Genomic DNA, 24724 nt, shown 5'->3' with positions numbered 1-24724 from the left:
CCGCACGATGGCGGGGGTTTGAGAGCTGTTTGTCGATCAGGCCAGGTCCGGCGGTGTGGCCTCGGCGGCAAGGGTGGTGGACACCTCGTCCAGCGGCAGCACCTTGGAGTGTTTTTCGCCCAGACGGCGCATCGACACGGTGCCCTCCTCGACCTCTTTCATGCCGCAGGCCAGGATTACCGGCACTTTGCCGACCGAGTGTTCGCGGACCTTGTAGTTGATCTTTTCGTTGCGGGTGTCGGCCTCGGCCCGGATGCCTTTGGCTTTCAGCGCATCGACCACCTGCCGCACATAGTCATCGGCATCCGACACGATGGAGGCGACGACGACCTGACGCGGGGCCAGCCAGAAGGGCAGCTTGCCCGCGTGGCTTTCGATCAGAATGCCGATGAAACGTTCAAACGACCCAAGCGTGGCACGGTGCAGCATGACCGGGCGGTGCTTGGCACCATCCTCGCCGATATAGTTGGCGTCCAGCCGCTCTGGCAGCACGAAATCCACCTGAAGCGTGCCGCATTGCCAGTCGCGCCCGATGGCGTCGGTCAGCACAAATTCCAGCTTCGGACCATAAAACGCGCCTTCACCGGGGTTCAACTCGCAGTCGTACCCGGCGGCCTTGGTCGCGTCCAGAAGCGCAGTCTCGGCCTTGTCCCAGACCGCGTCCGACCCGGCGCGCTTTTCGGGGCGATCCGAGAATTTGATCGCGAAGTTCTCAAAGCCCAGATCCTTGTAGATCGCGGACAGAAACTCGATGAAAACTTTCGTTTCTTCCTCGATCTGCGCTTCGGTGCAGAAAATATGGGCGTCATCCTGCGTGAACCCGCGCACCCGCATGATCCCGTGCAGCGCGCCTGAGGGCTCATACCGGTTGCACGACCCGAACTCGGCCATCCGCAGGGGCAGGTCGCGATAGGATTTCAGGCCCTGGTTATAGACCTGCACATGGCAGGGACAGTTCATCGGCTTCAGCGCGTTCACCGATTTCTCGCGCGCGTGTTCTTCGTCCACCTCGACGATGAACATATGCTCCTGATACTTGTCCCAGTGGCCCGAGGCTTCCCACAGCTTTCGGTCCACGACCTGTGGCGTATTCACCTCGACATAACCGCCGCGCTTTTGCTGGCGGCGCATGTAGTCCTGAAGTTCTGTGTAGATCGTCCAGCCGTTGGGGTGCCAGAAGATCTGGCCGGGGGCTTCTTCCTGCATGTGAAACAGGTCCATCTCGCGGCCCAGCTTACGGTGATCGCGCTTGGCGGCCTCTTCCAACATATGCAGGTGTTTCTTCAACTGCTCTTTGTTCTGGAAGCCAACGCCATAGATCCGCTGCAACATCGCGCGGTCACTGTCGCCGCGCCAATAGGCCCCGGCGACGCTCATCAGTTTGAAGGCGTCGGCAGGCAACTGGCCCGTGTGTTGCAGATGCGGACCACGGCACAGATCCTGCCAATGCCCGTGCCAATACATGCGCAGCGGTTCGTCACCGGGAATCGCCTCTATCAACTCGACCTTGTAGGGCTCGTTATTGGCCTCATAGAACTTGACCGCGCGGTCGCGGTCCCAGATCTCGGTCGTCACAGGATCGCGCTTGTTGATGATCTCTTTCATCTTGGCTTCGATCTGGCCAAGGTCCTCAGGCGTGAACGGCTCTTCGCGGTCGAAGTCATAATACCAGCCGTTCTCAATGACGGGGCCGATGGTGACCTTCACGTCGGGCCAGATTTCCTGCACCGCACGCGCCATCACGTGGGCAAAGTCGTGGCGGATCAGCTCCAGCGCCTGCACGTCGTCCTTCATGGTGTGAATGGCGATCTGGGCATCCTCATTGATCGGCCATTGAAGATCCCAATGCTTGCCGCCCACCGTGGCCGAAACCGCCTTCTTGGCCAACGAATTCGAGATGCCAGCGGCGACCTCGGCAGGGGTTACGCCCGCGTCAAAAGCGCGCGAATTGCCGTCAGGAAATGTAAGGGAAATCTGGCTCATGGCCTTCTCCTCGTCGTTTTGGCGCCCACGGAACGCCCGGTTGCGGGTTATGTGTGGGTGCCTTTTGAACCCTTGCCTGCGCGCTGTCAACGGCCCGTGGTCAAAGTTGGGGATTGCAGAGCGGTTTGCGCCCGGTATGGTTTGCGCGACGCATCAGACCGGGGGACAGCATGTCCGATACACAGTTTCTTGAAACCGCGAATGGCCACCGCATTGCCTATGAGAAAACGGAAGGGAAGGGGCCGACGATCCTGTTCCTGTCCGGGCTGAAATCGGACATGGAGGGCACGAAAGCCGTGGCGCTGGAGGCTTGGGCAAAGGCGCAAGGGCGCTCGTTTCTGCGGTTCGACTACTCCGGTCACGGGCAAAGCTCGGGCGACTTCACCGATGGCGCGATCGGTGACTGGCACGAGGATACGCTGGCAGTGGTCGATACGTTGATCGACGGTCCGGTTCTGGTGGTGGGCAGTTCGATGGGTGGCTGGCAGGCGCTGCTTCTGGCACGGGCGCGGCCCGGTCGGGTGGTGGGCCTTGTCACCATCGCCGCCGCGCCGGATTTCACCGAGGATGGGTATTGGGCGGGTTTCTCAGATGCACAGAAGGCAGAGTTGGACCGCGAAGGCTTCGTGTCCCTGCCGTCGGATTATGACGAGGCTTACATCATCACCAAGCGCCTGATCGAAGACGGGCGCGACCATCTGGTCCTGCGCAGCCCTCTGGTTCTCGACATGCCCGTGCGCTTCTTGCAAGGGACCGAGGATACGGCGGTGCCAACCGCGCAGGCAGTGAAGCTGCTGGAGCATGTCGAGGGCGATGATATCAGGCTGACATTGGTCAAGGGCGCCGATCACCGTTTCTCGGACGACGAATGTCTGCGCACCATCCAAAAAATGGTCAAGGTGGTGCTGGCCCGCATCTGATCTGCGCTGCGCTGTCGGCTTCGCGCTTGCGCAACCGGCAGCGGGGCGTCAAACTCCCCGTCGAGGCACAATAGAAGAAACGAGCAGATGATGCAGGAACCTGTGGTTCTGATCCCCGGAATGATGTGCGATGCGCGGGTGTTCGGCCTGCAGATCGAGGATTTGTCGCGCGACCATATCGTCATCGTCGCCCCACCGGTGCAGGGGGACACGATCCGCGAGATGGCCGGGCACATTCTGGATCAATTGCCGCCGCGTTTTGCGCTGGCCGGGCTGAGCATGGGGGGTATCGTCGCGATGGAGATCGCCCGCCGCGCGCCGGACCGGGTGTCGCGACTGGCGCTGATTTCGACCACACCCCTGCCGGATACGCCCGCACAGGCAGCATGGCGCGAGCCACAGATCGTGCGCGCCAGCGCCGGGCGGCTGGACGAGGCGATGGCCGAAAGCCTGTCACCCGATCACATGGCCCCCGGTCCGGGGCGCGACGCGGTGATGGCGCTGGTCCATGACATGGCGCACCGCCTGGGGGCCGAGATGTTCGTGCGTCAATCCCGCGCCCTGCAACGGCGCCCGGACGCGCAGCGCAGCCTGCAACGGCTGAAGATCCCGACCATGGTGATGTGCGGGGCTCATGATGGGCTGACGCCCCCCCGGCGGCATGAAACCATGGCCGCGCTGATCCCGGGGGCCGAGCTTGTCATCCTGCCGGAAGCCGGGCATCTGCCCACGCTCGAAGTCCCCCATCAGGTCAATATCGGAATGCGCGCCTGGCTGGACATGCCGCTGGAACTGCGCTGACGACCCTGTTTCAACAGAGCCTGCTGAACCGCTTCGCTTCTCATGCCTGCGGATGTTCGCGGCCAGATCGAGCCCTGCTCATCGGCAGGATGTTCAATGTCTTTGGCCTGCATCTGATCTGAACGCGCACCGCTTTTTGCCGTGTCCATCCTGTCGCGAAGCCGCGGCACGGACGACATTTCCTGCCTGCGTTTCGTGAAGAACCGAATTGGGCTATGCTTGGCGTGTTTTATTGCACAGGAGATTTCCAGATGCTCAAGATTTCATTGATGCTTTCGGCACTTGTTTTCGGGACGGCCCAAACCGCCTTTGCCGGTCCCAATCTTGCCTCATACTACACCACCATTGGCAAAGAAGACTTTTTCAACTCTCGTGGTGCGCCACTCAGGGATGTCGGCGCGGTCGTCCAGCAGGATCGCGCCAACTTTCATCGCTTTGGGCTTCGCCATCCCGGCGATGAAACGGATCCTTTTTTCGGTGATCGGGCGATGCGTGCCAGAATCCCGGATCTGGTGCGCGCGGGTGGGGTTGACCGATATCTTCAGGCGTTGCTTGGAGGCGGGTGGCAGGGCTATGCCCAGACCTGGCTGGTCCAGATCTGCGGTGCCAGCGGGCATGTCACACATCTGCGGATTGATCCGGCAGATGGCGACGGCTATTCAGATTGCTGATCGGCTGACCCCGATTGCCTGCGTCGGCGTTCGCGTGGGCGATGATCTGATCGACGTATCCATGCGCAGCAAGCCTTGCGTCGCCCTTTGACCCGTTTTGACCCAACCTTACGGCCTGCCGTCCGCCGGTGCCGTTTGCGGGGGGTCCGTCCTATTCCCCGGCGGCCTTCACGACCTTCAGCTTCGCCTTCCTTGCAGCGTCTCGTTTGGCACGCGTCTTGGCAGCCTGTCGGTCGTGACGTCCGGCATTCTGGTCGATGAAATCCAGGACCAGCGGGCGGATGTTGTTGCGCCAGCTTTTCCCGGCAAAGATACCGTAATGGCCCGCGCCCTCTTCGACATGGCTGGCCTTCTTGTCCGCGTGCAAGCCGGTCAGAAGGTCAAGCGCGGCGATGCACTGGCCGGGGGCGGTGATGTCGTCCTTGGTGCCTTCGACGGTCTTGACCGCAACGTCGGTGATGGCACCGATATCGATCTTGTGACCATCAACCATAAATTCATTCTTCGCGATCTCGCCGTTCTTGAAGACGCGTTCGACCGTGGACAGATAGAACTCGGCCGTCATGTCCATCACGGCAAGATATTCGTCATAGAACCGGTTGTGCTTGTCGTTGTCCGACGCTTCGTCCTTGGCGACGCGCAGGATCTGGGCGGAAAATGCCTTGCTGTGGGTTTCGGCATTCATCGACATGAACCCGGCCAGTTGCATCAGGCCCGGATAGACCTTGCGCCCGGCGCCCTTGTATTTGAACCCCACCCGTTGCAGGGCAAGACCTTCCAGCTGTCCCATCGTGACCCGGCGACCGAAATCGGTCACGTCCGTAGCGGCGGCATCGGGGTCGATCGGCCCACCGATAAGGGTCAGGGTCTGGGGCTGTGCTTCGGGATCCAGCTCGGCCAGATAGGCGGTTGCCGCAAGCGTCAGCGGGGCAGGCTGGCACACGGCGACCACGTTGATGTCAGGGCCGAGATAGCGCATGAAATCGACCAGATAGCGCGTGTAGTCCTCGATATCGAACTTGCCTTTGCTGACCGGGATGTCGCGGGCGTTGTGCCAGTCGGTGATATACACATCGGCATCTGGCAGAAGGCTGGCCACCGTCGACCGCAGAAGCGTTGCATAGTGACCGGACATCGGCGCCACCAGCAGGATGCGGCGCTTCATCTCGGCACGACCCGCCACGTTGAACTTGATCAGGTCGCCGAAAGGACGCTCGACCCGTTTTTCCACCTGGACCACATGATCGCGTCCGTCTTCGCCGACCACGCTTAGAATACCCCAGTCCGGTTTGGCGACCATGCGTTCAAAACTGCGCTCGGTCACTTCACCCCAGGCAGACATAAGCTGAAAGAACGGGTTCGGAACCAAGGCTGTTGCGGGATACGACCCCATGGCAGCGGCCGTTGCCCCCAGCCACTGATTCGTATTGCGGAGTGTCTCCATCAGATCGTATGTCGCCATGTACCGCATTTTATATTAGCCTTTGATTTGTCGCTTTGCATTTGCATAGTCAGATAACACATGCAGTTTTTTCGATGCTGCACTTGCGAAAAACCATAGGGGGGAAATTGTTTCATGACAACTGACCAAGTTAACAAAGGCCAGGAACTGAGTGAACTGAACAACAACCTCGCCCGCATCGAAGAGCTGTCGAAGCGGCTGGCCAATATCATGGCCCACCGCAAACCCGTGCGCCCCAGCCTTCAGGCGCCGGGGCACGATTTCTATGCCAAGGCGGCGGGCACGATCTGGGCCGACATGATGGCCAACCCGTCGAAAATGTTCGAACACCAGATCGCGTTCTGGTCCAAGACGCTGGAACATGCCATCGAAGCTCAGGCATCCCTGGCCAGCGGAGACTTCACAGCACCCGAAGATCCCGGCCCGAAAGACCGGCGCTTTTCCAATCCGCTGTGGGACACGCACCCATATTACAACTATGTCAAGAAACAGTATCTGATTTCGTCCCAGACGATCGAAAATGCCCTGAAGGACGTCGAGGGGCTTGATCCTGACGAAGCCAAGCGGATGGAATTCTTCACCCAGCAGATCGTCGATATGATGAGCCCCACGAATTTTCTTGCCACCAATCCTGACGCGTTGGAGCGGGCGGTTGAGACAAACGGCCAGTCGCTGGTGCAGGGGCTGGAAAATCTGGTCGCTGATCTGGAAGCCAATGATGGGGAACTTCTGGTCAAACTGGTGGATGAAAGCGCGTTCGAAGTGGGCGGCAATATCGCCACGACGCCGGGACAGGTCGTCTTTCGCAACAGGATGATGGAGCTGATCCAGTATGAGGCGACAACCGAAAAGGTGCATGCCACGCCGCTGATCATCTTTCCGCCCTGGATCAACAAGTTCTATATTCTCGATCTGAAAGAGCAGAACAGCCTGATCAAATGGATCGTCGATCAGGGCTATACGCTGTTTGTGGTCAGCTGGGTGAACCCCGATGCCTCTTATGCCGATGTCGGGATGGGTGATTACATCGAAGATGGCTATCTGGCCGCCATGCGCGAGGTGAAGGCGATCACGAAGCAGAAGAAAGTCAATGTCGTCGGGTATTGCATTGCCGGTACGACCTTGTCTCTGACCCTGTCGCTGATGAAGAAGCGCGGTGATAAATCCGTCAACTCGGCCACCTTCTTCACCACCCTGACCGATTTCGAAGATCAGGGCGAAGTGGGCGTTTTCCTGAATGACGATTTCGTGGGCGGGATCGAGGAGGAAGTGCAGGAAAAAGGTTATCTGGACAGTTTCTTCATGTCGCGCACGTTTTCGTATCTGCGGCCCAATGACCTGATCTATGGTCCCGCGATCAACAGTTACATGCTGGGCAAGACCCCCCCGGCGTTCGATCTTCTGTATTGGAACGGTGACAGCACCAACCTACCTGCGAAAATGACCATCGAATACCTGCGCGGTCTGTGCCAGGACAATCGCTTTGCCAAAGGCGACTTCGAACTGCTGGACGAGCATCTGTCAATCAAGGATGTCGATGTGCCGCTTTGTGCCATTGCCTGTGAAACCGACCATATCGCGGCCTGGAAGTCATCCTATGATGGCATCCGGCAGATGGGATCGAAGGACAAGACCTTCATCGTGTCGCAAAGCGGCCATATCGCCGGGATCGTGAACCCGCCGTCGAAAAAGAAATACGGCCACTATACCAATGATGACTGGCCTGCGGCGTCCGATGACTGGATGGAGGGCGCGACATTCAACGAAGGGTCATGGTGGGGGCGCTGGGATCAATGGCTGTCCAAGCGGTCCGGGAAGCAGATCGAGGCAAGAAAAATAGGCGATTCTTCGCACAAACCCCTTGCCCCGGCGCCCGGAACATATGTTGTGAACAAGCCAAATAATTGATTTTCAACAACTTTAGATAGTTTATGCTGCAGTGCAGAAAAAGACTTGATTTTCTGCACTGCAGCATGCATATTCTCCTCATAACAAATTCAGGCGTCCTCCTCCCGGCGCCAAACCATGGAGAATATGACAATGACCAAGACCCAAGACTTCACCAAGATGTTCCAAGACATGATGGGCAACTTCCCCGTTGATATGTCGGTTGCTCAAGACGCTTTCAAAAACCAGGCTGCCCTGGGCGAGAAACTGTCGAAAGTTGCTCTGCAAGCTGCTGGTCAGTCGGCCGAAATCTCGACCAAGTGGACCAAAGAAACCCTGGAAAAAATGGGCGACGTGACCACCGCCAAAGAAGAAGCCGCCGAGTATGGCAAAGCCGTCACCGATTTCGCATCGGCTCAGGCTGAAATGGCTGCCGAGAACCTGGCTGCTTTCGCTGAAGTCGCCAAGAAAGTTCAGGCTGAAACCGTTGAGCTGCTGATGGCTGCCGGCAAGGAAATGGGCGACGACGCTCAGGCTGCTGTCAAGAAAGCCTCTGACGAAGTTCAGAAAGCCGCCAAAAAAGCGACTGCGAAGTAAGCGGATCACGCCGGGGTCAACCTCCCTCCCGGCAATTTCCGAAAGGGCGAGCCTTGGGCTCGCCCTTTTTCGTTGCCCTTTGCGCCGAAGGTTGTGACGTAAACTTTTGGTCAAAAGGCTTGCCTTTGGGCCGTGCGCTGCTAGGCTTTTGCAGTGCAGCATACCCTAGATGCTGCGGGGAGGTATGATGGCTCAGAAAAAAGAACCGCTGCTGATCAAGCGTTACGCGAGTCGGCGACTTTATAACACCGAGACGTCGGATTACGTGACCCTGGACGACATCGCCGGGTTCATCCGCGATGGACGTGAGGTGCAGATCATCGACCTGAAGTCAGGGGATGATCTGACGCGCCAATACCTGCTTCAAATCGTTGCCGAACATGAAAGCCGCGGCGAAAGCGTGTTGCCAGTGGATGTGCTGACGGACCTTGTGCGGTCTTACACCACGCAAGCGCAAAGCGTCGTGCCGCAATTTCTGGCCGCCAGTTTCGAGATGCTGCGCGATGGGCAATCCAAGATGATGGAGAACTTTGGCGCCATGGGCAATCCGATGGCGCAGATGCCGGGGTTTGAAGCCATGCGTGCACAGCAGGAAGCCTTCATGAAAGCGATGATGAGCGGTTTTCCCGGCAACAGCACCTCTGATGAGGGCGAGGACGACGCGTCAGAGGCGTCCGATGGAAGTTCCAAGGACGAGTTGGAGGCGATCAAGAAGCAGTTGGCGGATTTGCAGAAGAAATTGTCCGGGCTTGGGTGACACCCGCCCGACGACTGGTGCCCGAGGGTCGGGCCACAAAAGACAAGGGACGCGCATCAGTCGCGTCCCTTTTTCGTTTGTAAGCTGCCTTGACCCGCCCGGATGAGGCGGATCAGTAAGTGCGGATCAGCCCGACCAGTTTGCCCTGAACGCTGACCTGACCTTCGGGCAGCAAGCGGGTTTCATACGCCGGATTGGCCGCTTCCAGCGCGATCATCCCATCGGTCTTGCGAAAGCGTTTCAACGTCGCCTCATACCCATCCACCTGCGCCACGACAATGTCGCCATTCTGCGCTTGGCTGGTCTCACGGATGACCACGATGTCTCCGTTGTTGATCCCGGCGTCGATCATGGAATCGCCCTTGACCTCAAGCGCATAGTGGCGCCCGCCCGTGCCCAGCATGGTTTCGGGCACCGACACGTGCTGAGCGCCGTCTGTTATGGCCTCGATCGGTTGTCCGGCGGCGATGCGCCCCATCAGGGGCAGGTCGCTGACGCCCAGCCCTTCCAGAGGGATGGCGCTTGGTGGCGTCTGTTCGGGGCGGTCGCCCTTAATCACGCGCGGCTCAAACCCGGCGCGACCGGAATTTTCCAATGGTTCGGGCAGTTTCACGATTTCGATGGCGCGGGCGCGATGGGCCAGACGGCGGATGAAGCCGCGTTCTTCCAGAGCCGTGATCAACCGGTGAATGCCGGATTTTGATCGCAGGTCCAGCGCCTCTTTCATTTCGTCAAAGGACGGGGGGACGCCGTCGCGTTGGATCCGTTTGTGAATAAAATCCAGAAGTTCCAACTGCTTGCGGGTCAGCATCTGCTCATTCCTCCGTCGTTTTGTAATCCGTGGCCGTCGTTGGGATGACGGTTCGGGATGGCCCTTGCGTTCGGGCGTTCAAGGAATGTTCTATCCCTGTTCCCTTTTTGTGTCAACTGCGCACGTCTGGCGGGAATGTGGGCGCAAAAAATCGTGTCAGATCGGCAAATAATCCAGCTGCGCCCCCGCATCGCGCGCCGGATCAGAGGCAGGGCGGATCGCCAATGCGTTGGCCTGCGCCAGCACGCTCAGAAGCGCGCTGTCCTGGCTGTCAAAGATGGTGATCTGGTCGTCATCGACTCGGGCGCGCATATAATGTTCACGCGGGCCATTGGCTGTGACGGGCGCGACCAGGGTCGCCGATTTGCGCGGCGCAGCCGCAGCGCCCAGACCCAGAAGCGCCCGCAGCGCAGGCACCAGGAACACATGCCCGCAGACCATCGACGAGACGGGGTTGCCGGGCAGGCCGATCATCACCGCGTCACCGATGCGCCCGGCCATCAACGGTTTTCCGGGGCGCATCAGGACCTTATAGAAACTCTGTTCCATGCCCATGTCGGCGGCCACGTCGCCCACAAGGTCATGATCGCCCACCGACGCGCCGCCGATCGTGACGATCAGATCGGCGTCCGAGGCCAGATCGAACGCCATGCGCAGGCTGGCTGCGTTGTCGCGCGCGATGGGCAACATGCGGGCGTGGCCACCATTGGCCTCGATCAGGGCTTTCAACCCAAAAGCGTTCGAGGCGATGATCTGGTCGGGGCCGGGTTCCTCGCCGGGCATGACCAACTCGTCCCCGGTGGCCAGAAGGGCCACGACGGGTTTGCGTGTGACCGTCAGTGCCGGCACATTCATCGCCGCCGCCAGTGCAAGGTCGGCGGGGGACAGGATGCGCGGAGCAGGGATTGTGTCACCGGGGGCGAAATCGGCGCCTGCAGGGCGCACATGCGGGCCCTTGTCCAGCGCGCGCGCCAGCGTGATCAGATCGCCCTTGCGCTCCACATCTTCCTGAATGATCACCCGATCGGTTCCGTCCGGCATCGGCGCGCCGGTGAAGATACGCACGCATTCCCCCGGACCCACCTGACCGTCGAACCCATGCCCCGCCGCGCTTTCGCCGATCACGCGGAACATCGCTTCGGGGTCGGCCTCGACACCGTTCAAAGCATATCCATCCATGGCTGACGCGGCGAAGGGCGGTTGCAGGCGGGTGGCCGTGACGTGCTGGGCAAGGATGCGCCCCGCAGCGTCGGCCAGCGGCACGTCTTCCGTTCCAAGCGGTTCGACCAGCTTGAATATCGCATCCAGCGCCTCGGTCACGGTGATCATCTGTCGGCCTCGTATATGCCCGACTTCCCGCCTTCCTTGCGCAACAGGCGGATAGCAGTGATCTCCATACCCTTTTCCGCCGCTTTCAGCATGTCATAGACGGTCAGGCAGGCGGTCGAGACAGCGGTCAGCGCCTCCATCTCGACCCCGGTTTGTCCACCGGTTTTGACAGTCGCGGTGACGCGGACGCCGGGCAGGTCGGGCTGCGGCGTAAGCTCCAGCGCGACCTTGGTGATAGGCAGCGGATGGCACAGCGGGATCAAGTCCGATGTGCGCTTGGCCCCCATAATCCCAGCCAGCCGCGCCACGCCAAGAACGTCGCCTTTCTTGGCCGATCCGGACATGACCAGCGCCAGTGTCTCGGGCGTCATCTTGACGAACCCTTCGGCCAAGGCGATGCGGTCGGTCACGGCTTTGTCGGACACGTCGACCATGTGGGCCTGTCCGTCGGCGTCAAAATGGGTCAGGGGGGATTTGTCGCTCATGCCGGCACCGGGTTGGCGAGCAGTGCGCGGGTGGCGGCCTCGACATCATTCTGTCGCATCAGGCTTTCCCCAATCAGGAAGCTGCGCGCCCCATATTCGGCCATGACAGCCAGATCTTGCGGCGTCGACAGCCCGCTTTCGCACACCAGATGGCGGTCGGCGGGGGCCAGTTTCGACAGACGGCGGGTGGTGTCGAGCGTGGTTTCAAAAGTTTTGAGGTTGCGGTTGTTTACCCCCAGCAGCGGCGATTTCAGCGCCAGGGCGCGGTCAAGTTCGGCCTCGTCATGCACTTCGATCAGAACGTCCATGCCCCAGGAAAACGCGGCGTCTTCAATCTCTTGCGCCTGCGCGTCCTCTACCGATGCCATGATGATCAGAATGCAGTCCGCACCCAGCGCGCGGGCTTCAGCGACCTGATAGGTATCATACATGAAATCCTTGCGCAGCGCCGGGAGCGTGACCGCATCGCGCGCAGCAACCAAGTATTCATCCGCACCCTGAAAGGACGGCCCATCCGTCAGAACCGACAGGCAGGTCGCGCCGCCCGCCTCATAGGCGCGGGCAAGTGCGGGCGGGTCGAAATCGGCGCGGATCAACCCCTTCGACGGGCTGGCCTTCTTGATCTCGGCGATCAGGCCATAGCCGGTTTCTGCGGCCTTCATCAGCGCCTGCGCGAAACCGCGCGTGGGGGATGCCTCACGGGCGGCGGCCTCAACCTCGGACAGGGGGCGGGCGGTTTTGCACGCGGCCACATGATCCAGTTTGTAGGCTTTGATTTTGTCCAGAACGGTGCTCATGGGGGTGGTCTAATTCCTTGTGGGGGCAGGGGCAAGCTATGCCGACGAAGTCAGTGCGGCCAAGGCGTCGATCTTCGCTTTTGCAGCCCCACTGTCGATGCTTTCGGCGGCCAGTCCGACGCCTTCCTTCAGGTTTGTCGCCTTGTCCGCAATCACCAGCGCCGCCGCTGCGTTCAGAAGCACTGCGTCGCGATAGGCCGATGCCTCGCCCGCAAGAAGCGCGCGGAAGGCCGCAGCGTTTTCGGCAGGCTCGCCCCCAAGGATCGACGCGAGCCGATGCACGGGCAGGCCCGCATCTTCGGGGTGAATTTCGCGCGCATATATCTTGCCGTTCTCCAAGGCTGCCACGGAGGTCACTCCGGTGATCGAGATTTCGTCCATCCCGTCCGCCCCGTGCACCAGCCACGCCTTTTCCGACCCCAAAGATTGCAAGGTTTCCGCCATCGGGAAGATCAGGTCGGACGCAAACGCGCCGGTCAACTGACGCCTGGCCCCTGCCGGATTGGTCAGCGGGCCAAGAATGTTGAAGATCGTCTTGCACCCCATTTCCTGACGCACCGGCATGACGTGTTTCATCGCCGGGTGGTGCATGGGAGCCATCATGAAGCCGATCCCGACCTCGTTGATCGCGCGTTCGGCCACATCTGCCCCGACCATCACGTTCACGCCCATTTCGGTCAGCGCATCCGCTGCGCCGGATTTCGATGACAGGTTGCGGTTGCCATGCTTGGCGACGGTCACACCCGCGCCCGCCACGACAAAGGCCGTCGCGGTCGAGATGTTCAGCGTGCCCATCCCGTCGCCCCCCGTGCCGACAATGTCCATCGCGCCATCAGGCGCGGACACCTTGGCGCATTTGGCGCGCATCACGGCAGCGGCGGCCGCATATTCCGAGACGCTTTCACCGCGCGCCCGCATCGCCGCCAGCAATGCGCCGATCTGGGCCGGGGTGGCACGGCCTTCAAACAGTTCTTCGAAGGCAGCTTCGGCCTGTGCACGCGACAACGGTCCCTCGGTCGCGGCATAGATCAGCGGTTTCATTGCATCGCTCATGCGGCCACCCCCCCGGTATTCATGCCTGTTCTGTTCAGGAAGTTTTGCAGCATCGCGTGACCGTGTTCGGACCGGATGCTTTCGGGGTGGAACTGCACGCCTTCGACCTCAAGCTCTTTGTGGCGCAGGCCCATGATCAGCCCGTTGTCCAGTTCGGCGGTGATCTCAAGACAGTCGGGCAGGGTGTCGCGATCCACCACCAGCGAATGATACCGCGTGGCCAGCAGCGGCGAGGGCAGGCCATCGAACACGCCTTTGCCGTGATGCACGATCTCGCCCATTTTACCGTGTACGATTTCAGGCGCGCGCACGACCTTGCCCCCAAATGCTTCGCCAATGGCCTGATGACCAAGACAGACGCCAAATAGCGGCACACCCGCTTCGGCGGCAGCCAATGTCAGGGGCAGACAGATCCCGGCCTGTGCCGGATCGCAGGGGCCGGGGGACAGCACGATCCCGGCCGCACCCATGCCCATGGCCTCTTGCACATTCAACGCATCGTTGCGGCGCACCACCACATCGGCGCCCAATTCACCGAAATAGTGGACGAGGTTGTAGGTAAAGCTGTCATAATTGTCGATCAGCAGGATCATGATGCGGCCTTTCGCCAGGAATGTCTCAGCGGGGGTTACGTCCCGCGATTGTCGGGCTATACATGATCCACGCAGGTGCCGACGGTCAAGAGCGGCACAGGCAAAGATGAGGTTTCGGGGAGAGAAAGCCATGGCAAAAGGCTTTGTGTCAGGTGTTTTGGCCGGAACGGTCGTGTCCGTTCTGGGGCTTGGGGTTGTGTCGCTGCAACTGGCGCCAGTGCAACCGGGGCGGGTTGACCCGCCACCTGTGGATCAGGACGCCCCCGCGCCCGATGCGCCCACCACGCCCGATGATGCATCAGGAGCATCATCAGAGGCCGGGGACGCGCAAGCCGCCGCGCCAGAGGCCAACGACACACCGCCCGATGCAATCAGCGCGCCAGACAGCCCGGCAGAAATGGACATCGCGGACGTTGCGCCCGACACTGACGTGCCTGTGGCCGACGCGCCCGCGCCGCCGCCGGAACCTGCCGTGCCGGCAGACGAGGCACCGCTGGAAACCGACGCGCCGCCCGCGCCTGCACCGGACGCCGCGCCGGAACCTGCCGTGCAGGACAGCGCAGAGACGAACCCGGATGCCACCGGTGACGATGCGGCCCGTACAGATGCCGAAAACATTCAGGCGGACGAGGCCGCAGCCCCGAAGCTGCCGCAATCCATTCCCGAACTGGCCAACACGCCGCAAATCAAAAGCGACCCTGTTGCGCCGTTTGACGATCAGGCCGATGGGGTGACGACCAACCGCCTGCCTACCATCGAACAGCCCGCAGACGAAAATCAGGCCCCGGCGGAAGCGGGGGCGGTGCTGACCGACCAGTTCATGCTTGCCATCGACCAGAACGCCGCCGCCTTTTCCAATCCCGAAGGGCGGCCGTTGATGTCGGTCGTTCTGATGGATCTGGGTAGAACGCGCCAATCTCTGGGCGACCTGAACAATCTGCCCTTTCCGGTCAGTTTCATCGTCGAAGCCAGCGCGCCCGACGCCGAGCAGGCGGTCGCCTTCTATCGCAGCACCGGGGCCGAGGTGCTGATCGTGCCCTCGCTGCCCGCCAACGCCACCCCCAAGGATGCCGAAGTGATCTTTCAGGCTCAGGCCCCGCTTCTGAATCAGGCCGTCGCGATCTTCATGGCTGAAGAAAGCGGCTTTCAGGGCAACAGCCAGCTGGCCGCGCAGATCGCCGAGATTCTGGTTGCCAGCGGACATGGTCTGGTGTCCGAGCCGCAGGGGCTGAACACCGGTCACAAGACGGCGCTGAAAACCGGCGTTGCCGCAGGCACCGTGTTCCGCGAACTGGACGGGGACGGGCAGGACAGCCAGGTCATGCGCCGTTTCCTTGACAACGCAGCCTTCAAGGCCGGGCAGGACAGCGGGGTGATCCTGCTGGGACACGCCCGGGCCGAGACATTGCAAGCCCTGATCGAATGGAGCCTGGGGAACCGGGCGAAAACCGTCGCGATGGCTCCGGTTTCGGCACTGTTGCTGGGGGGATAAACCGGTCAGTCGCGTGGAATGTCGAACCCATCAGGCGCTAGGGTAAATCCGTCGAACTGAAACCCCGGTGACACGGTGCAACTGACCAGCGTATAAGCCCCGGTCGAGCGCGCAGCCTGCCAGTTGTCTTTCGGAACGATCAACTGAGGCGACTGACCGGCGGCGAGGTCCGGGCCAAGCAGATGATCCTGTGCCGGTCCCGCGTCGGTCGCCGCCATCGACAGGACCAGCGGCGCACCTGCGTGAAAAAGCCAGATCTCGGTCGCATCGACCCGGTGCCAATGGCTCTGCTCGCCGTTTTTCAAAAGGAAATAGATGCAGGTGCCCGAGGGCCGACCCTTGGCGTCGGTGTCGACCCATGTCTGCCGATAATGCCCGCCCTCGGGATGTGGGCTGAGGTTCAGGTGGGTGATGATCTGGTCTGGGGTCATGTCTGGATCTGCTTTCAATTGGGGCATGTGGGCCTGCGCCAAGATGACTTGTCTTTGCAATCGTGATAGGCTTCGGCCACCACACTGCACGATGGGGCGGGTGTTCGCGGCATGAAACCTTCCAAAAACTGGAAGGAACTCCAAATGTCGTTTTATTTGTTCAAAGGTCAATACAGCACGGATTCCCTGCGCGCGCTTGTCGATAAACCCGAAGATCGCGAGGCGGTGGCGGGAGAGATGATTTCGGCGATGGGTGGGACGTTACACCACCTGTTCTTCTGCTTTGGCGAAGACGATGTGATGGCGCTGATCGAAGCCCCGGATGATGAGGTGATGGCGGCCTGCGCCCTTGTGGTCGGCGCTTCGGGAACCATGGCTGGCGGTGCAACGACCAAGCTCATGACCAGCAAAGAGGCGGTGTCCGCAATGGAGAAAGCCAAGGCGGGCCAGAAATCCTACAAGCCTGTGGGAAGTTGATCCGCGTTTCTTGATGTTGAAAAAGAAAGGCCGGGATGTTGCCCCGGCCTTTTCATCGTGTTGTCAGCGATGGATCACTTCAAAATCGACCGCCCGGCATATTCTGCCGTCACGCCCAGCATTTCCTCGATCCGGATGAGCTGGTTGTATTTCGCCAGCCGGTCCGACCGCGCCAGCGAGCCGGTCTTGATCTGGCCGCAATTCGTGGCGACGGCGAGGTCGGCGATGGTCGCGTCCTCGGTTTCGCCCGAGCGGTGGCTCATCACGTTGGACATGCGCGCGCGGTGGGCCATGTCGACGGCTTTCAGGGTCTCGGACAAGGTGCCGATCTGGTTCACCTTGACCAGCATCGAGTTGGCTGCGCCCTTGGCGATCCCTTCGGCCAGACGCGCGGGATTGGTCACGAAAAGATCGTCGCCCACAAGCTGGATCTTGTCGCCCAGCAACTCGGTCAGTGCGACCCAGCCGTCCCAGTCATCTTCCGACATGCCATCTTCGATCGAGATGATCGGATAATCGTCGCAGAGTGCTTTCAAATATTGCGCGTTCTCTTCGCTGGTCAGCGATTTGCCTTCGCCCGAGAAGACATATTTGCCGTCTTTGTAGTATTCGGTCGCCGCACAATCGAGCGCCAGATAGATGTCTTCGCCAGGTGTATAGCCCGCTTTCTTGATCGAACTCATGATGAAGTCGAGCGCATCACGGGTTGATCCGATGTTGGGGGCAAAGCCGCCTTCGTCGCCGATACCCGTTGACAGGCCAGCGGCTGACAGCTCTTTTTTCAGGGTGTGGAACACTTCCGATCCCATGCGCACGGCTTCACGGATGTTCTCCGCCGCAACGGGCATGATCATGAATTCCTGAATGTCGATCGGGTTGTCGGCATGTTCGCCGCCGTTGATGATGTTCATCATCGGCACAGGCAGCATGCGGGCGGACGCGCCGCCCACATAGCGATAAAGGGGCAGGGCAGAAGCATCCGCGGCGGCTTTCGCGACAGCCAATGACACGCCAAGAATGGCATTGGCCCCAAGGCGGGCCTTGTTCGGCGTGCCATCCAGTTCGATCATCGCGGCGTCGATGGCTTCCTGTTCGGTGGCATCGAACCCGACCAGCGCGTCGGCAATCTCGCCATTCACGGCTTCGACCGCTTGCAGGACGCCCTTGCCCATATAGCGGGATTTATCCCCATCACGCTTTTCAACCGCTTCATGCGCGCCGGTCGAGGCACCGGACGGCACAGCCGCACGGCCCAGCGTGCCATCGTCAAGGATCACATCCACCTCAACGGTTGGGTTGCCCCGGCTGTCCAGAATCTCGCGGGCAAAGATATCGACGATGGTGCTCATGTTAGCGCTCCCAATAAGAAGAAAACTTCAGTTGAGGCGTCTTTAGCGTGTTGCAGGCGTCACGACAACAGAATTGAAAAATGTTAGCGCGCACGGATCCGTTGTTCGCGCAGGAACGTATATATCCCGGTGCCGATCACAATCATGGCGCCCAGATAGGTCAGATTGTCGGGGTCTTCGCCGAACACGATGATCCCCAGCATGATCGAGAAGATCAGGCGCGTGTACCGAAACGGCATGATAATCGAGGTTTCGGCCACCCGCAGGGCGCTGACGATGGCGTAATACCCCGAGACACCGAAGACCGTCGCTCCCAGCATCAAGAGCCACCCGACAGGCTCGGGAACGACAAAGCCGCCGCTGACCGGGATCATCAGCGCCCCCGCCGGAATACAGATCAGGAACGCATAGAACGCCACGCTGGTCGAGGGGATCGTCGGGTCAAGCTGACGGGTCAGAAGGTCGCGCAGCGCGATCCCGAATACTGCTGCGATGGGCAGAAGGGCGGCCAGTTGGAAGCCCTCGGCACCCGGTCGGATGATCAGAAGAACACCCAGAAAGCCGATGCCGATGGCGCTCCACCGTCGCCAGCCGACCTGTTCACCGAGAAACAGGGCCGCCCCCGCTGTGGTGGCCAGCGGCATGGCCTGAAAGACGGCCAGCACGGTCGACAGGGGAACAAGGGACAGGGCGGTGACGAAGAACATGGCCGACACGGCTTCCGAGGCGTTGCGCCACAGCATGATCCGCGACCGCATGTCCCGATGCACGAGCGGAGCCAGCGTGCCGCGTTGCACATAGGTGATGATGGCAAAGGCCACCGAACCGCCCACGCCCAGCAGAAACAAAGTCTGTGACGCCGGCATGCCCTGCGTCATCGACTTGATGAACACATCCTCCAGGGCAAAAGCTGCCATGGCAAAGATGATCAGAAGAATTCCACGCAAGTTCTGCATCGGGTGACGTTTCGCGGTCTGAGAAAAACAACCCGGCGACAAGACCCGGTTTTCCGCGCCAAGACAAGATGTGATCGGTGATGGAGCCGATCAGCGGGCGTGATCGGTTGCGCCTGTCACGTGTCTTTCTTGTCCTTCTTGCGGACGCCGTAAAGCTCCAGCCGATGGCCTTTCAACTCGTAGCCCAGCTTGGCCGCGATCTTTTCCTGCAGGGCTTCGATCTCGGGGTCCAGAAATTCGATCACCTGCCCTGAAGTCAGGTCGATCAGGTGGTCGTGATGGTCCCGGTCCGCGCTTTCATACCGCGCGCGCCCGTCGCCAAATTCGTTTTTGACAAGGATCCCGGCCTCTTCAAACAGCTTGACGGTTCGATAGACCGTCGCCAGTGAAATGCGGCTGTCCAGACCAACGGCGCGGGCATGCAACTCTTCGACATCGGGATGGTCGCGATGGGCCTCTTCCAGGATTTGCGCGATCACCCGGCGCTGTCCGGTCATGCGCAGCCCCAGTTCCTCGCACCGTTTCAGAATGGATGGGTCGGACATTATGCCTCCGATACTCGATCTGCCTGCCCCCTTATGCCGTGAAATCCGCGCGGGGGGAATGCTCAGTTGGGCCTGACCCGAACCCTGTTGCACCTGCGGGGGACAGCACTGCCATGCCCATTTGCCAGATGTGGCGGGGCGGCGGACCATGTTTTCGCTATCTCTGTCTTGCCAACCACGGCAAGATCGTCCGATAGTCGTTCGACAGCGTGGGCGCGACCCGCGACAGGCAACACTGGCGGGCATTCTTGACGACACGATCGGGGAAACGAGCACGGTCCGAGGATCAGAAACTGCAGCGGCAGGCCGAGATACTGGCCGCCGCACGTGCCCTTATCGAAGACGTTGGATTTGACGGCGTGACGATGAGCGCGCTGGCCGGACGCGCCAAACTCGCCAAGGGAACGTTGTATCTGTATGTGCGGTCGAAGGAAGAGCTGTTCCTGATGTTGTTCGGCGAGGCGTTGGAAAACCTTGTGAACCGCTTCGAAGCCGAACCCGAACGGGACATGGACCCCGTGGATCTGGCCGATTTCCTGACCCGCCTGTCGCAAGAAACGCCTTTGTTTCTGCCCCTGTTTGCCCGCCTTGTCGCGGTGATCGAGGCAAATGTGGCCGACGAGGCGCTGTTTGCCGCAAAGCGCCGCATGTTGGCAAATTTCGAACGCGTTGCAATCCAGCTTGCCAAACGGCTTCATCTGAATGCCGAGCAGGCCATGCTGGTGGCACGGACCCTGATGAATGTCATGCAAGGTGCGGCGCAGTTCGACCTGACCGCAGATCGTGACCCCGATGGCCTGCCCGATGACATGCGCGAGGCCTTCGCGATCAACGAATATGCCCGAAATTTCCGCCCGGCGGCCAAGCTGATCCTGGGGGCGGTGGTCGGCCCCAATCAGACGGCGCGCAGTCCCGTAGGACCCGACGCCTCCTGATGCAGGCCGGGGTGACACATCACTCTTTGATGCGGACCTTGGCCCAGACCGGCAAATGGTCGGACGCCACTTTTGCCAGCGGCGACTGCTCGACGCCAGCGTCGCGCAACTCGACCCCTTTGCTCAGCGCCAGACGGTCCAGCCCGGCCATCGGGCGCGAGGCGTGAAAGGATCGACCGGGCGAGATGATGTCGAAGTTATGCTCCAACGGTTCGAACCCGCGTTTCGGTGACCATTCGTTGAAATCACCCATGATCATTGTTGGAAGGGGGGTAATGGCAAGCTTCTGCGCAAGCTGGCGCATCTGCTGATGGCGATAGGGTCGCAGGAGGCCCAGATGGGTGCCAACCAGTTTCAGGCGGCCCTCGATCTCGACCGAGACCGCGCCGCGCGGCTCCAGCCCCGGCAATTCCAACTGCTCTGCGTGATGGAAGGTCAGCCCCTTGCGCACAAGGATCGCGTTGCCGTGACTGCCCAGCGATATGCCCTTGCGATCATAGGGCACGGCGACGAAATCGGTTTCGTCTTCCAGCAAATGGCGGGGCAAGGCTGCGGGGCGCGGACCAAGGCGGCGGTCGGCCTCTTGCAAGACGACGACATCGGCATCAAGGTGGTTGATCACGTCCAGAATGCGATGCGGATCGCGCCGCCGGTCAAGGCCGATCGCCTTGCGCATGTTGTAGGTGACCAGTTTAAGATTCAGGTCGTCGGCATTCATGTTCATAAACTAGTCAACGCTGTGCGGAATTTCCAGCGACAGAGCCGCTTCAGGTTCCGCAGAAGGTGCGCGAAACGCGTTCTTCCGGCTTTGGCGGGGTGGCAAGGTCAAGATCTTCCGCTCGCGGATCAAAGGGCCGCGCCAGCGCATCGACCAGCCGGTGGAAGGGGGCATAATCCCCGCCGATCCCGGCCTGAATGGCCTGTTCGATCCGGTGATTGCGCGGGATCAGAACGGGGTTGGCCGCGCGCATCACTGCCCTCGGGTCGCCCGGTTCGCGCTCCAGACGGGCGGTCCAGTCGGGCGCCCAACTGTCCCACGCACCCTCATCTGTGATGTGGCCGCTTGCATCGCCCGCAGTCAGCGCCGTGAAAGTCGCGGTGAAGTCGGCTTGCGAACTGGCCATGCGCGCCAACAGCCCGGTGATCAGCGCCTCGTCGCCGTCTTCTTGGGTGATCAGGCCGATCTTGGCACGGAACAGGCGCATCCATTCGGGGCTGAAATGGTCGGCAAACCCTTCCAGCACCTGCGTCGCTTTCTCGGCGGCGTGGTTCGGGTCGCCATCCATCAGGGGCAGAAGCGCGGTTGCCAGTTGTGCCAGATTCCACACCGCCATGTTCGGCTGCGCCTGAAACGCATAGCGCCCCTGTTGGTCGATGGATGAAAAGACCGTCCCGGGATGATAGGCATCCATGAACGCGCAGGGACCATAGTCGATGGTTTCACCCGACACCGCCATGTTGTCGGTGTTCATTACGCCGTGAATGAAGCCGATGCTCATCCATTGCGCCACCAGCCGCGCCTGAGCGGCCACCACTCCGGCCAGAAATGTCATCGGACCGTCGGCGTCTGGATAGTGTCGGGTGATGGCGTGATCCAACAACAGGCGCAGCCCCGCCGTGTCACCCCGTGCGGCAAAGTACTGGAAGGTGCCCACGCGGATATGGCTGGACGCCACCCGCATCAGCACCGCACCGGGATAACGCCGTTCGCGCTGTACCCCTTCGCCAGTCAGAGCCGCCCCAAGAGCGCGGGTGGTGGGGATGCCAAGGGCGTGCATCGCCTCGGACACGATATATTCGCGCATCACTGGCCCGACCCACGCCCGCCCGTCGCCATTGCGGCTGTAAGGCGTGATCCCCGAGCCTTTCAACTGAATGTCCCGCCGCCCGAAATCACCCGTGACCTCGCCCAGCAAAATCGCGCGTCCGTCGCCCAGACGCGGCACCCATCCGCCGAACTGGTGCCCCGCATAGACCTGCGCCAGCGGGTCCGAGCCGGGCAAAAGCGTGTTGCCAGTCAGAACCTCGGCGGTCAGGGTTGCGGGGTCCAGCCCAAGCTCGAGCGCAAGGGCGTCATTGACCCGCAACACCTGCGGATCAGCCACCGGAACGGGCGGCAGTTTGGTATAGAACCTGTCGGGCAGGCGGGCATAGGAATTGTCAAAGATGTCGCGCATGACCCGGACCCTATCAGAGTTTCTCGCCCGCTACATCACCCGCGTCATCAAGTGATAGCGATTGCGGGACCGAAAGCCGATGCGTTCATACAGGCGGCGCGTGCGATCTTGGTCGGCGCCAACTTCAAGATGCATCGCTCCCACACCCTGATCGGCCAGCGCACGGACCAGCGACGCCAATGCCTCGCTGCCCATGCCACGACTGCGGACGCGTTCGCGCACGAAAATCTCGTCCAGAAAGGCGTCCAGCCCGCCGAACTCGATCGACCAACCAAAGCTGACCGCGATATAGCCGACGGGCGCGGTGCGCGGCCCGATCATCCAGATCGCCCCGTGGGGCGAGCCATCCAGCAGCGGCTGAAGGGCACCTCGCCGGGTGGCGTCGTCCTGTTCGATCCCGTTTTCCGCGTGAAAGCCGGCGACAAGGGTCGTCAGGCGGTCAAGATCGTCAGGGGTGGCAAGACGAAGGCTGCTCATAACCGGGCAATCCTTTCGGTCAGAAGGGCGAAGAAGGCGTCGCTGTCCACGTCCCCGACAAACAGAGCATTGGGCGGGTGGTCGGTGACGCCCCACCAATCGGCGACGGTCATGCCCATGGTCAGCTCGGACTGTGTCTCGATCTGGACGTTGATATGCCGCCCGCGGAACAGATCAGGCTGGATCAGATAGGCGATCACGGTCGGGTCATGCAAAGGCGCGCCGTCCGAGCCATATTTTTCCTTGTCGAACCGTTCGAAGAAATCCGTCATCTCGGCGACCGCGTGGCCCACCTCACCGGGCAGGGCGCGGAACGCTTCATTGCGGGCTTTCGTCACCAGCGCCTTGTGGGTCACATCCAGCGGCATCACCACCAGAGGGACGCCTGATCTGAACACAATATCAGCGGCTTGCGGGTCGACATAGATGTTGAACTCGGCCGCCGGGGTGACATTGCCCACCTCGAAATAGGCGCCACCCATCAGGACGATTTCCTGCACGCGCTCGACAATATCCGGCGCACGTTCAAAGGCGGTGGCGATGTTGGTGAGCGGCCCCAGCGGGCAGAGCGTGACGGTGCCGGGATCATGGGCGCGCAGCGTGTCGATGATGAAATCAACCGCGTGCTGGTCTTGCAGCGGCATTGTGGGGTCGGGCAGAACCGGTCCGTTCAATCCGGTCTTGCCATGCACATATTCCGCCGTGACCAAATCGCGGCGCAGGGGACGGTCGCAGCCGGCAAAAACCTTGGTGTCGGGCTTGCCCGCCAATTCGCAGATGATCCGCGCATTCTTGGCCGTCAGCTCCAGTGGCACGTTGCCGGCAACGGCAGTGATGCCCACAACGTCGACCTCCTCAGGGCTGGCGAAGGCCAGAAGCATGGCAACCGCGTCGTCCTGCCCGGGATCGGTGTCGATGATGATTTTTCTTGTCATGTCATGTCCTTATGCCGCCAGCTCAACCCAGATCGGGACATGGTCCGAAGGCTTCTCGCGCCCGCGCACATCCTTGTCAATCTGGCAGTCGGTCAGAAGATCGGCACATTCCGGCGACAGCAGGAAATGGTCGATGCGAATGCCGTCATTGCGCTGCCACGCGCCGCGCTGGAAATCCCAGAAGGTATAGTGTTCGGGGGCCTGATTGCGGGCGCGGAAGGCCTCGGTCAGGCCAAGGTTGGTGATCTTGCGCCATGCCTCGCGGCTTTCGGGACGGAAGAGCGCATCGTCAATCCAGCTCTCGGGGTGGGCGGCGTCCTCGGGTTGGGGAATGATGTTGTAATCGCCCGCCATCAGGAACGCTTCTTCAGTGGCCAGCAGGTCTGCGGCGCGTGCGCGCAGGCGGTCCATCCATGCCAGTTTATAATCGTATTTCGGACCCGGCACCGGGTTGCCGTTGGGCAGGTAAAGTCCACAGATGCGCACGGCGTGATCGCCCACCACGGTCGCCTCGATATAACGGGCCTGTTCGTCTTCGTCGTCACCGGGCAGGCCGCGGGTCACATCCTCCAGCGGCAGTTTGGACAGAAGGGCCACACCGTTGAAACTTTTCTGCCCATGGGTTACGACGTTAAATCCTTTGTCTTCAAAGGCTTCACGGGGGAAGTTCTCGTCAATCGACTTGATTTCCTGCAAGATCGCCACGTCGGGCTGGGCCTCGTCCAGCCAGTCCATCAGCGCAGGCAAACGCGCCTTGATGCCGTTGATATTGAAACTGGCGATTTTCATGGGACCCCCTTCTGT

At 60.9% G+C, this 24724-nt stretch carries 27 protein-coding genes; 9 read left to right on the top strand and 18 right to left on the bottom strand.

Going from position 1 to position 24724, the window contains the following annotated elements; genetic code table 11:
* Positions 1-36: 36 nt before the first annotated feature.
* Positions 37-1983, bottom strand: coding sequence for a threonine--tRNA ligase (gene thrS / locus MUY21_RS00395; protein ID WP_248408445.1), 1947 nt, complete (start codon positions 1981-1983; stop codon positions 37-39).
* Between the two features lie 170 nt (positions 1984-2153).
* Between thrS and MUY21_RS00390 the strand changes: the two genes are divergently transcribed.
* Both MUY21_RS00390 and MUY21_RS00385 read left to right on the top strand, forming a co-directional pair.
* Positions 2154-2903, top strand: coding sequence for an alpha/beta hydrolase (locus MUY21_RS00390; RefSeq protein WP_248408444.1), 750 nt, complete (start codon positions 2154-2156; stop codon positions 2901-2903).
* Positions 2904-2990: 87 nt separating this feature from the next.
* On the top strand, positions 2991-3704 hold the full coding sequence (locus MUY21_RS00385; RefSeq protein WP_348984570.1) for an alpha/beta fold hydrolase: 714 nt from the start codon (positions 2991-2993) through the stop codon (positions 3702-3704).
* 329 nt (positions 3705-4033) lie between these two features.
* On the opposite strand, the gene MUY21_RS00380 is transcribed toward MUY21_RS00385, so the two are convergent.
* On the bottom strand, positions 4034-4321 hold the full coding sequence (locus MUY21_RS00380) for a hypothetical protein (protein ID WP_248408443.1): 288 nt from the start codon (positions 4319-4321) through the stop codon (positions 4034-4036).
* Here MUY21_RS00380 and MUY21_RS00375 point away from each other — a divergent pair.
* Positions 4320-4466: a hypothetical protein gene (locus tag MUY21_RS00375; protein WP_248408442.1), complete on the top strand. Its 147-nt coding sequence runs from the start codon at positions 4320-4322 to the stop codon at positions 4464-4466. The two genes, MUY21_RS00380 and MUY21_RS00375, sit on opposite strands and share 2 nt — an antisense overlap.
* 60 nt (positions 4467-4526) lie before the next feature.
* On the opposite strand, the gene phaZ is transcribed toward MUY21_RS00375, so the two are convergent.
* A complete protein-coding gene (gene phaZ / locus MUY21_RS00370; protein WP_248408441.1) occupies positions 4527-5846 on the bottom strand; it encodes a polyhydroxyalkanoate depolymerase in 1320 nt (439 codons plus the stop codon).
* Between the two features lie 105 nt (positions 5847-5951).
* Between phaZ and phaC the strand changes: the two genes are divergently transcribed.
* The 3 genes from phaC (at position 5952) to phaR (ending at position 9078) form a co-directional block, all read left to right on the top strand.
* Complete coding sequence (phaC, locus tag MUY21_RS00365; RefSeq protein WP_248408440.1) at positions 5952-7745, top strand: class I poly(R)-hydroxyalkanoic acid synthase; 1794 nt, start codon at positions 5952-5954, stop codon at positions 7743-7745.
* Positions 7746-7877: 132 nt separating this feature from the next.
* A complete protein-coding gene (locus MUY21_RS00360; protein WP_248408439.1) occupies positions 7878-8321 on the top strand; it encodes a Phasin in 444 nt (147 codons plus the stop codon).
* Between the two features lie 187 nt (positions 8322-8508).
* A complete protein-coding gene (gene phaR, locus MUY21_RS00355) occupies positions 8509-9078 on the top strand; it encodes a polyhydroxyalkanoate synthesis repressor PhaR (RefSeq protein ID WP_248408438.1) in 570 nt (189 codons plus the stop codon).
* Positions 9079-9190: 112 nt separating this feature from the next.
* Here the strand turns inward: phaR and lexA are convergent, their stop codons facing one another.
* The 6 genes from lexA to MUY21_RS00325 form a co-directional block, all read right to left on the bottom strand.
* Positions 9191-9889 (bottom strand): transcriptional repressor LexA, encoded by a 699-nt coding sequence (lexA, locus tag MUY21_RS00350; protein ID WP_191284777.1) that lies wholly within the window; start codon positions 9887-9889, stop codon positions 9191-9193.
* A 156-nt stretch (positions 9890-10045) separates the two neighbouring features.
* Positions 10046-11218 (bottom strand): gephyrin-like molybdotransferase Glp, encoded by a 1173-nt coding sequence (gene glp / locus MUY21_RS00345; RefSeq protein WP_248408437.1) that lies wholly within the window; start codon positions 11216-11218, stop codon positions 10046-10048.
* Positions 11215-11703, bottom strand: coding sequence for a cyclic pyranopterin monophosphate synthase MoaC (moaC, locus tag MUY21_RS00340; protein ID WP_248408436.1), 489 nt, complete (start codon positions 11701-11703; stop codon positions 11215-11217). The genes glp and moaC overlap by 4 nt, the downstream gene beginning before the upstream one ends.
* A complete protein-coding gene (gene trpC / locus MUY21_RS00335) occupies positions 11700-12500 on the bottom strand; it encodes an indole-3-glycerol phosphate synthase TrpC (RefSeq protein WP_248408435.1) in 801 nt (266 codons plus the stop codon). The genes moaC and trpC overlap by 4 nt, the downstream gene beginning before the upstream one ends.
* Positions 12501-12536: 36 nt before the next feature.
* Positions 12537-13553, bottom strand: coding sequence for an anthranilate phosphoribosyltransferase (trpD, locus tag MUY21_RS00330; protein WP_248408434.1), 1017 nt, complete (start codon positions 13551-13553; stop codon positions 12537-12539).
* Positions 13550-14146, bottom strand: a complete 597-nt coding sequence (locus MUY21_RS00325) for an aminodeoxychorismate/anthranilate synthase component II (protein ID WP_248408433.1) — start codon at positions 14144-14146, stop codon at positions 13550-13552. Before MUY21_RS00325 ends, trpD begins: the two co-directional genes overlap by 4 nt.
* A 130-nt stretch (positions 14147-14276) precedes the next feature.
* Here MUY21_RS00325 and MUY21_RS00320 point away from each other — a divergent pair, with 130 nt between their 5' ends.
* Positions 14277-15638 (top strand): divergent polysaccharide deacetylase family protein, encoded by a 1362-nt coding sequence (locus tag MUY21_RS00320; protein ID WP_248408432.1) that lies wholly within the window; start codon positions 14277-14279, stop codon positions 15636-15638.
* A gap of 5 nt (positions 15639-15643) precedes the next feature.
* Here the strand turns inward: MUY21_RS00320 and MUY21_RS00315 are convergent, their stop codons facing one another.
* Positions 15644-16069 carry a cupin domain-containing protein gene (locus MUY21_RS00315; RefSeq protein WP_248408431.1) on the bottom strand — a complete coding sequence of 142 codons (426 nt, stop codon included), beginning with the start codon at positions 16067-16069 and terminating at the stop codon, positions 15644-15646.
* A 144-nt stretch (positions 16070-16213) separates the two neighbouring features.
* On the opposite strand from MUY21_RS00315, the gene MUY21_RS00310 reads away from it, so the two are divergent.
* Positions 16214-16546, top strand: coding sequence for a GYD domain-containing protein (locus tag MUY21_RS00310; protein ID WP_248408430.1), 333 nt, complete (start codon positions 16214-16216; stop codon positions 16544-16546).
* Between the two features lie 74 nt (positions 16547-16620).
* On the opposite strand, the gene eno is transcribed toward MUY21_RS00310, so the two are convergent.
* The 3 genes from eno to MUY21_RS00295 form a co-directional block, all read right to left on the bottom strand.
* Positions 16621-17895, bottom strand: a complete 1275-nt coding sequence (eno, locus tag MUY21_RS00305) for a phosphopyruvate hydratase (RefSeq protein ID WP_248408429.1) — start codon at positions 17893-17895, stop codon at positions 16621-16623.
* 83 nt (positions 17896-17978) lie between these two features.
* Complete coding sequence (locus MUY21_RS00300) at positions 17979-18851, bottom strand: DMT family transporter (protein ID WP_248408428.1); 873 nt, start codon at positions 18849-18851, stop codon at positions 17979-17981.
* A 116-nt stretch (positions 18852-18967) separates the two neighbouring features.
* Entirely contained in the window at positions 18968-19396 is a 429-nt protein-coding gene (locus MUY21_RS00295; protein WP_248408427.1) for a Fur family transcriptional regulator, read from the bottom strand.
* 248 nt (positions 19397-19644) lie between these two features.
* Between MUY21_RS00295 and MUY21_RS00290 the strand changes: the two genes are divergently transcribed.
* A complete protein-coding gene (locus MUY21_RS00290; protein ID WP_248408426.1) occupies positions 19645-20331 on the top strand; it encodes a TetR/AcrR family transcriptional regulator in 687 nt (228 codons plus the stop codon).
* 19 nt (positions 20332-20350) lie between these two features.
* Here the strand turns inward: MUY21_RS00290 and MUY21_RS00285 are convergent, their stop codons facing one another.
* The 5 genes from MUY21_RS00285 to xth are packed head-to-tail and all read right to left on the bottom strand — an operon-like array spanning position 20351 to position 24709.
* Positions 20351-21055, bottom strand: coding sequence for an endonuclease/exonuclease/phosphatase family protein (locus MUY21_RS00285; protein ID WP_229836414.1), 705 nt, complete (start codon positions 21053-21055; stop codon positions 20351-20353).
* 43 nt (positions 21056-21098) lie between these two features.
* Positions 21099-22508, bottom strand: a complete 1410-nt coding sequence (locus MUY21_RS00280; protein WP_248408425.1) for a protein adenylyltransferase SelO — start codon at positions 22506-22508, stop codon at positions 21099-21101.
* A gap of 30 nt (positions 22509-22538) precedes the next feature.
* The gene (locus tag MUY21_RS00275; protein WP_191284763.1) at positions 22539-22985 is read right to left on the bottom strand and encodes a GNAT family N-acetyltransferase; all 447 of its coding nucleotides are present in this window, start codon (positions 22983-22985) and stop codon (positions 22539-22541) included.
* Entirely contained in the window at positions 22982-23920 is a 939-nt protein-coding gene (locus MUY21_RS00270; protein WP_248408424.1) for a nucleoside hydrolase, read from the bottom strand. Before MUY21_RS00270 ends, MUY21_RS00275 begins: the two co-directional genes overlap by 4 nt.
* A 9-nt stretch (positions 23921-23929) precedes the next feature.
* Positions 23930-24709, bottom strand: a complete 780-nt coding sequence (gene xth / locus MUY21_RS00265) for an exodeoxyribonuclease III (protein ID WP_248408423.1) — start codon at positions 24707-24709, stop codon at positions 23930-23932.
* Between the last annotated feature and the right edge of the window lie 15 nt (positions 24710-24724).

It is taken from the genome of Aliiroseovarius sp. S2029, from assembly GCF_023195575.1.
Classification (GTDB): Bacteria; Pseudomonadota; Alphaproteobacteria; order Rhodobacterales; family Rhodobacteraceae; genus Aliiroseovarius; species Aliiroseovarius zhejiangensis.
This window is presented reverse-complemented; position numbering and strand designations above follow the sequence as displayed.

Coding starts and splice junctions, on each gene's coding strand:
- thrS (WP_248408445.1), bottom strand. CDS start 1,983: ATGAGCCAGATTTCCCTTACATTTCCTGACGGCAATTCGCGCGCTTTT.
- MUY21_RS00390 (WP_248408444.1), top strand. CDS start 2,154: ATGTCCGATACACAGTTTCTTGAAACCGCGAATGGCCACCGCATTGCC.
- MUY21_RS00385 (WP_348984570.1), top strand. CDS start 2,991: ATGATGCAGGAACCTGTGGTTCTGATCCCCGGAATGATGTGCGATGCG.
- MUY21_RS00375 (WP_248408442.1), top strand. CDS start 4,320: ATGTCACACATCTGCGGATTGATCCGGCAGATGGCGACGGCTATTCAG.
- MUY21_RS00380 (WP_248408443.1), bottom strand. CDS start 4,321: ATGCCCGCTGGCACCGCAGATCTGGACCAGCCAGGTCTGGGCATAGCC.
- phaZ (WP_248408441.1), bottom strand. CDS start 5,846: ATGCGGTACATGGCGACATACGATCTGATGGAGACACTCCGCAATACG.
- phaC (WP_248408440.1), top strand. CDS start 5,952: ATGACAACTGACCAAGTTAACAAAGGCCAGGAACTGAGTGAACTGAAC.
- MUY21_RS00360 (WP_248408439.1), top strand. CDS start 7,878: ATGACCAAGACCCAAGACTTCACCAAGATGTTCCAAGACATGATGGGC.
- phaR (WP_248408438.1), top strand. CDS start 8,509: ATGGCTCAGAAAAAAGAACCGCTGCTGATCAAGCGTTACGCGAGTCGG.
- lexA (WP_191284777.1), bottom strand. CDS start 9,889: ATGCTGACCCGCAAGCAGTTGGAACTTCTGGATTTTATTCACAAACGG.
- glp (WP_248408437.1), bottom strand. CDS start 11,218: ATGATCACCGTGACCGAGGCGCTGGATGCGATATTCAAGCTGGTCGAA.
- moaC (WP_248408436.1), bottom strand. CDS start 11,703: ATGAGCGACAAATCCCCCCTGACCCATTTTGACGCCGACGGACAGGCC.
- trpC (WP_248408435.1), bottom strand. CDS start 12,500: ATGAGCACCGTTCTGGACAAAATCAAAGCCTACAAACTGGATCATGTG.
- trpD (WP_248408434.1), bottom strand. CDS start 13,553: ATGAGCGATGCAATGAAACCGCTGATCTATGCCGCGACCGAGGGACCG.
- MUY21_RS00325 (WP_248408433.1), bottom strand. CDS start 14,146: ATGATCCTGCTGATCGACAATTATGACAGCTTTACCTACAACCTCGTC.
- MUY21_RS00320 (WP_248408432.1), top strand. CDS start 14,277: ATGGCAAAAGGCTTTGTGTCAGGTGTTTTGGCCGGAACGGTCGTGTCC.
- MUY21_RS00315 (WP_248408431.1), bottom strand. CDS start 16,069: ATGACCCCAGACCAGATCATCACCCACCTGAACCTCAGCCCACATCCC.
- MUY21_RS00310 (WP_248408430.1), top strand. CDS start 16,214: ATGTCGTTTTATTTGTTCAAAGGTCAATACAGCACGGATTCCCTGCGC.
- eno (WP_248408429.1), bottom strand. CDS start 17,895: ATGAGCACCATCGTCGATATCTTTGCCCGCGAGATTCTGGACAGCCGG.
- MUY21_RS00300 (WP_248408428.1), bottom strand. CDS start 18,851: ATGCAGAACTTGCGTGGAATTCTTCTGATCATCTTTGCCATGGCAGCT.
- MUY21_RS00295 (WP_248408427.1), bottom strand. CDS start 19,396: ATGTCCGACCCATCCATTCTGAAACGGTGCGAGGAACTGGGGCTGCGC.
- MUY21_RS00285 (WP_229836414.1), bottom strand. CDS start 21,055: ATGAACATGAATGCCGACGACCTGAATCTTAAACTGGTCACCTACAAC.
- MUY21_RS00280 (WP_248408425.1), bottom strand. CDS start 22,508: ATGCGCGACATCTTTGACAATTCCTATGCCCGCCTGCCCGACAGGTTC.
- MUY21_RS00275 (WP_191284763.1), bottom strand. CDS start 22,985: ATGAGCAGCCTTCGTCTTGCCACCCCTGACGATCTTGACCGCCTGACG.
- MUY21_RS00270 (WP_248408424.1), bottom strand. CDS start 23,920: ATGACAAGAAAAATCATCATCGACACCGATCCCGGGCAGGACGACGCG.
- xth (WP_248408423.1), bottom strand. CDS start 24,709: ATGAAAATCGCCAGTTTCAATATCAACGGCATCAAGGCGCGTTTGCCT.